This is a genomic window from Methanofastidiosum sp. (genome assembly GCA_013178285.1).
In the GTDB taxonomy this organism is placed as follows: domain Archaea; phylum Methanobacteriota_B; class Thermococci; order Methanofastidiosales; family Methanofastidiosaceae; genus Methanofastidiosum.
In genome coordinates, this window is the sequence record JABLXD010000063.1 from 1 (window position 1) to 5,758 (window position 5,758).

7 protein-coding genes are annotated in these 5,758 nt (G+C 33.1%); all 7 read right to left on the minus strand.

The window, feature by feature from the left end; all coding sequences use genetic code 11:
- Window positions 1–1,216, minus strand: a 1,216-nt coding sequence (locus HPY60_11200; GenBank protein ID NPV51744.1) for a hypothetical protein, incomplete at its 3' end; no start/stop codon positions are given.
- A 31-nt stretch (window positions 1,217–1,247) separates the two neighbouring features.
- Window positions 1,248–1,799, minus strand: a complete 552-nt coding sequence (locus HPY60_11205; protein NPV51745.1) for a cupin domain-containing protein — start codon at window positions 1,797–1,799, stop codon at window positions 1,248–1,250.
- A 307-nt stretch (window positions 1,800–2,106) separates the two neighbouring features.
- Window positions 2,107–2,970, minus strand: a complete 864-nt coding sequence (locus HPY60_11210; GenBank protein NPV51746.1) for a DNA-binding protein — start codon at window positions 2,968–2,970, stop codon at window positions 2,107–2,109.
- 98 nt (window positions 2,971–3,068) lie between these two features.
- Window positions 3,069–3,212, minus strand: a complete 144-nt coding sequence (locus HPY60_11215; protein ID NPV51747.1) for a hypothetical protein — start codon at window positions 3,210–3,212, stop codon at window positions 3,069–3,071.
- Window positions 3,213–3,251: 39 nt separating this feature from the next.
- Window positions 3,252–3,785, minus strand: coding sequence for a hypothetical protein (locus HPY60_11220; protein NPV51748.1), 534 nt, complete (start codon window positions 3,783–3,785; stop codon window positions 3,252–3,254).
- 66 nt (window positions 3,786–3,851) lie between these two features.
- Window positions 3,852–4,034 (minus strand): hypothetical protein, encoded by a 183-nt coding sequence (locus tag HPY60_11225; protein NPV51749.1) that lies wholly within the window; start codon window positions 4,032–4,034, stop codon window positions 3,852–3,854.
- Between the two features lie 181 nt (window positions 4,035–4,215).
- Window positions 4,216–5,643: a Na+/H+ antiporter NhaC gene (gene nhaC, locus HPY60_11230; GenBank protein ID NPV51750.1), complete on the minus strand. Its 1,428-nt coding sequence runs from the start codon at window positions 5,641–5,643 to the stop codon at window positions 4,216–4,218.
- Window positions 5,644–5,758 lie beyond the last annotated feature (115 nt).

Below are 5,758 nucleotides of genomic sequence, written 5' to 3' on the forward strand. Positions count from 1 at the left end.
TGATGTCAGCTAAAGGAGCAGTAAAATAGTGATGTTCACCCGTTGGTCTGGCACAATACATTGAATGAAACCCAACACCAACCATAGCCAGAATGTTTCCTAAATCAATCCAATTTTGAGCAGATTTATCAATATCAACTTTTCCGGTTTCATCAGTAAAAAGACTGATATGATTCATTATGGGGCTTTGGCTTTTGATTGTAATGCCATAGTTTCTTAATCTTCGTATAACCGCAATTGTTCCAGGATTTAAAATGTCTCTTGGAGTAGATAAATGAGCTACCCAAACAACCTGAATTCCACTGTCAATAACTTTTTTCCATAGTTTTAATATCTCTTCAAATTTTTTGGTTAAAAGTAAACCAGGATGAAAAGTAATTGCTCTGGAACCAAAACGAATAGTTTTAATATGCATCAATTCAGGATCTTCCATCAAAGGATTTACATATTCCGCAAGCCGTTCGTAAGTAATAAAACCACCATCGCCTCCGGTAATTAAAATATCGCTAATTTCTTTATGTTTTTTTAAATATTTGTGAACTTGATTTACATCATGTTGTACAAACATATCTTCATCGCCTCTCACTTGTGCATGGCGGAAACAATATGTGCAAAAAGCAAAGCAATTCTGAGTGGATTTGTCAAATATTAATTTTACTGGCGGGTATTTGTGTTGGCATCCCTGGAGTATTTCTAGCTGACCTTCATCATTTACAAACCAAGGTTTGTTTAATTTTTGTTTCCCGTCATGGGGATTGGTTTTTTTTTGATACTCTTCTACAACCTTTTTTCTTTCATTATCAGTTTTTGCATCAATGTATTTTTTTACTTCATCTGCATGAATCATCCCTGGCTGAGGGAAAATCAAATAATACATCGTGTCATTCTCGTAATTATTCCAATTAATAGTATTTAGGGTGTGTTTCGTTGCAAGGAATCTATAAACCTCTATAAAAAATTCACGCTCTTTTATGTGTCCGATGTCAATTCCATTATCTTTAAGTTTCCCAACTATTTCTCTAAAGCCATTTAACCCTGAATAATAAGTTTTATCAGTAAAATACGCTTCATCAGTTCTAAAAAAGTTAGAATGTTGTGGATAGCAAGAATGTAATCGTTTTAATAGTCCGATTGGAAGAAGATCTTCATTTTCAATGATTGAAATTGTCTCATCAGAGCATTGATAGCGTTTATAGGTACTTTTGATATCATACAATTGAGTTGTCATGGCTATATATTTTTATTGATTATAAAATAGGATTGGTTGAGATCCATAGTAACATTGCCACTGTTTTACCAATGTTGGTAATAGTGTGTTTATGTCCCGAATTAAAATAAAAGCTGTCTCCCCTCTTTAAATGATAATCTTGAAAATCCATCTTAATACTTAATCTCCCATCTAAAACATAATAGAAACTTTGACCTGGTAAAAAATTAGTAAGGTTTTCAGAACTGGATTCACAAGGGAAAATAAATAAATAAGGTTCCATTAATTTTTGCTGGTCGTGATTTGACAGAAGATAAAGGGTTGCGCCCTGCTCGTTTGTTTGAACAACTTTTTTATCAGAAAATTCCACAAGAGGATTTAGAGAATATGTTTCATTTTCACCAACTAAAGCACCAACTGTAGTTTGAAGTGAATCTGCTATTTTCTTAAGGGTAATAATTGAAGGAAAAGCTTTAGCCCTCTCAATTTGTGAAATTAGACTAGGTGTAACTCCTATTGAATTAGCCAAATTATTGATTTGAATATTAAGACTTTCTCTTCTGTTTTTGATGCGTTCACCTAATCTTAACATTTGGCAAATAATGAAATGATTAAAGAGTAAATTATATTTCACAAAGTAAATATAATTTAATTTTATTGCCAAATATATTTAACAGGGAACGATTGGACAAGTAGCAAATTTGTTGCGCTAGGTTATTGAATTCTGGGACGTCTAATAGCCTTGCCTACAACGGTGGGGGGTGTATAAAGTGCTGGAAATTGAAACAGCTTTCTCGTCCCACGAGTTAAAGATAGATTGAAATGAGAATGAATTCTAATCCGCTAGAAACCAGCATTTTGTGCACCCCGTGTTATCAAACGTTGTTAACTTTCTGTAATTAATTATTCTCTTTTTCGTCAAGCCTTTTTAATATGTCTTGAACGTCAAAATTTATTTTCGAAAAAGCAAACCACTTCTTTCCCAAGTCTTTTAAAGATGCTCCAATATGATAAACATCCTGATTGTCAATTATTAAAAAACGGTCGTGTGATTTGGTGAATAATTTTATTTCTATGTCAGGGTATTGTGAGTTGTATTTCTTTAGATCAAGTCTAGTTTCTTTAGTAATGGTTGAAGTGTAAATTATTGTTTTTACATTATTATGCCTTTTTGATAACATAAGTAATACACTTTCATCAATATAGTTATCAATAAGAATTATTGATTTTTTAGCATTTCGTACTAAATCAGTTGCAAAAACATAAGCATCAAATATTTGACCATCGAAATATATGCCTTCTTTTGGGAGCAGGTTGGTTTTTATTTGAAAATCTATCTCTCCAAGTTTGTTTTTTATGTTGTGTACATCATTTTCAATGCGTTCAAATCGCTGATTTACCGCATAACCTTTTAATAGATAGTCTTTCAAAACCTTATTTGCCCAAATGCGGAATTGAGTACCTCTTTTAGATTTTACTCTATAACCTATTGAGATTATTACATCAAGATTGTAATATTCTATTTGTCTTTCAACTTTTCTCCCTCCTTCATATTGAACTGTCGCAAAATTTGCGACAGTTGAACTTTTTTCAAGTTCACCTTCTTCAAAAACATTATTTATGTGTTTCCCAATTGTTTTAACATCTCTTTCAAACAAAGTAGAAATTTGCTGTCGGTTTAACCAAACGGTTTCCTCCTCAATTCTAACCTCAAGGTGTGTTGACGTTTCATCTGCTTGATATATAATTATTTCATCTTTCATTGGTTTGCTTTTCAAATTCATATTAAAAAGCAAAAATACTTATTTTTTAAATCTATACAGTACTTAGTTGAAATGGAAACAAGGATTCAAATTTGTTTTCAGTTGATTATCTGGCCCGATTCTGTCAATGTTTGGTAACGGTGGGGGGTGTAAAAAGTGCTGGTTTTTGAAACATCGTCTTCGTCCAAAAGTGTGATGTTAGATTGGAACGAAAAGCAACTTAATCCGCTAGTAACCAGCATTTTGTACACCCCGTGTTGGCGTGTCGTTGTTTTTATTTTTCATCTTAACAGTCCGTACCAACTGCTTTTATGTTTAATATTTAATGTCCAATTAGGCCCAAATCTGTCGCCTTGGATGAGTTCTATTTTGCATTTCCCCAAGTCCCAAGTGTATTTGTATTCTAAGTCATTTATTTTCTTGTATTTTCCTTCTTTTCCTAGTTCTGCATTTAATCTCACCTTTGTCTTTTCAAAGTCCTCTTGACATAAATAGGCGTATGCATATTTGAATTTTTTGTTTATGCCAGTAAGTCCGAACCATCGCATAACTGTCAAGTCAACAGTCAGTCCGTTTAAGATTTTCTCATTTTTCCATATTAGGTCTGCTCGTTGGTCGGATGTCTGTCTAAATTCCGGATTACCTAAGTTCTTTAAATTATCAAAAGGAACATTCCATATAATTAGTTGATTGCTTGTCTCCAAGTATAATCCTTTTTTAAATATTTCGATTAGGTTATTGAATTCTGGAGATTTTTTTCTAATGCATGCTAACGGCTGGGGGCTGGTAAAGTGCAGGAGATTGAAACGTTTCATTGTCCCACGCTACGAAGCTACTAAAAAGCGGAAATGTTTCCTAATCCCCTGGATACCTGCATTTTATTAGCCCCTTGTTACAGGCTGGCTTTTATTCTTCTTCAGCTCTTCTATTCTTTCTAAATTCAAAAAGTGAGTTGCATATGTGTCTTCAATGTTTTTAATTCTTGATTTACTGAAAGTTAGTCTTTGCTTTGTTCCTTTTCCGTATCTATGTTTTAGTTTTTCAAAAACGTAAATAAAACTCACGTTTTTATTTTGTTTGAAATCTCTTATAAATCAATGTTCATAGCTTGTTCAGAAGATTTAATTACTTTTCATGTTCTCAATTTTTTTAAAGTTTGTTTAAATTTTCTATTTTCCTATTTCTTGCAGCTTTAAACCATAAATGCTCCAAACGCCAGAAATTGACCTTCAGGTTGGTAGATAGTTACTGCTGATCATCAGGTTCTTCATCAGGTGTTTTTGTTCTCTCCATTTTAATGTTGAAAAATGCAAACACTATCACAATTATTGGTGTAATCCAGCACAGGATAGCATAAGGAGCAAGCTTTACTACCGGGACTCCAAGGGTTAAAAATACAAACACAGCATTACTGTTCCAAGGAATAAGAGGCGCTGTAAGTGTTCCACCAGCCTCCAATGCACTAGTAAGATTTTTAAGCTTTAATTTATGATTCCTGTAAGACTCTTCAAACATTTGACCGGGTATGATAACTGCAAGGTATTGATTAGCAGTAATAATATTTACAAAAACTGAGGTTCCTATAACTGTGGCTGTCAAACTCCCTACTGACTTAAGCAAGCCTGAGATTTTCAAAACTATACTATGTAGCATTCCGGTATGGTTCATAATCCCCCCTAATGCCAGAGATATTAATGTTAATATCACAACACTGTACATACTTTCAATTCCACCTCGCGAAAATAACATATCCATTTTTGAGTTAAGAGTATCCATTTTTACTCCAGTATGAATAATGTCAGAATATTCACCTAAACTACCACCTTGGAATAAAATATATGCTGCACCCCCTAGAACTACCCCAACTATTAAGCTTGAAATTGCAGGAATTTTCATTGCAATCATAAGAATTACTGCTAATGGTGGTATAAATAACCATGGAGTAATGTTAAAATGCTGTTGAATATAATCTGTATACATTGATACATTTGAAACGCCACCATTTCCTGTAACCGTAAATCCAATGAATGTAAATGCCACCAGAGATATAAGTAAACCTGGCAATGTTGTATATAGCATATTCTTTATATGATCAAATAGATTAACTCCAAGTACAGAAGGTGTCAAATTAGTTGAATCTGACATTGGGGACATTTTATCACCAAAAAAAGCACCTGAGACCACAGCTCCTGCTGTCATAGCCTGTGGTATACCTAATGCTTCTCCTATACCAATTGCTGCAACACCAATTGTACCTATTGTGGACCAAGAACTACCGGTAATTAGAGCCATTGCACTGCAAAACAATAAAATCAATGGTAAGAACCATCTTGCCACTAGAAATTTAAGACCCAAATACATTATAGCTGGAACAATTCCACTAGCTATCCAGACTCCGATTAACATTCCTATTATAATAAGAATAAACAGCGATGGAATGGTACGAGAAATTGATTTTTTAAATCCTTCTTTGATTGTTTCCCAAGAGACACCATGAAAATAAGCACATAATCCAGCGGTAACTGCACCTATAAACAGTGAAAAATGAGGTTGTGTATCTAATACAAAAACTGAATATCCAAGAACAAGAGCTGTAACAATTAATGGTATAAGTGATAACCATAATGGTGGAGTAACTAATTTTTCTTTTTTTGTAGAAATCTTTTCTTTCATAATTATGTTTTAGTTTTTCAAAAACGTAAATAAAATTCACGTTTTTTATTTTGTTTTAAATCTCATATAAATCAATTTTCATAGTTTGTTCAGAAGATTTACTTACTTTTCATGT

Coding starts and splice junctions, on each gene's coding strand:
- HPY60_11205 (NPV51745.1), bottom strand. CDS start 1,799: ATGTTAAGATTAGGTGAACGCATCAAAAACAGAAGAGAAAGTCTTAAT.
- HPY60_11210 (NPV51746.1), bottom strand. CDS start 2,970: ATGAAAGATGAAATAATTATATATCAAGCAGATGAAACGTCAACACAC.
- HPY60_11215 (NPV51747.1), bottom strand. CDS start 3,212: ATGCTGGTTACTAGCGGATTAAGTTGCTTTTCGTTCCAATCTAACATC.
- HPY60_11220 (NPV51748.1), bottom strand. CDS start 3,785: ATGAAACGTTTCAATCTCCTGCACTTTACCAGCCCCCAGCCGTTAGCA.
- nhaC (NPV51750.1), bottom strand. CDS start 5,643: ATGAAAGAAAAGATTTCTACAAAAAAAGAAAAATTAGTTACTCCACCA.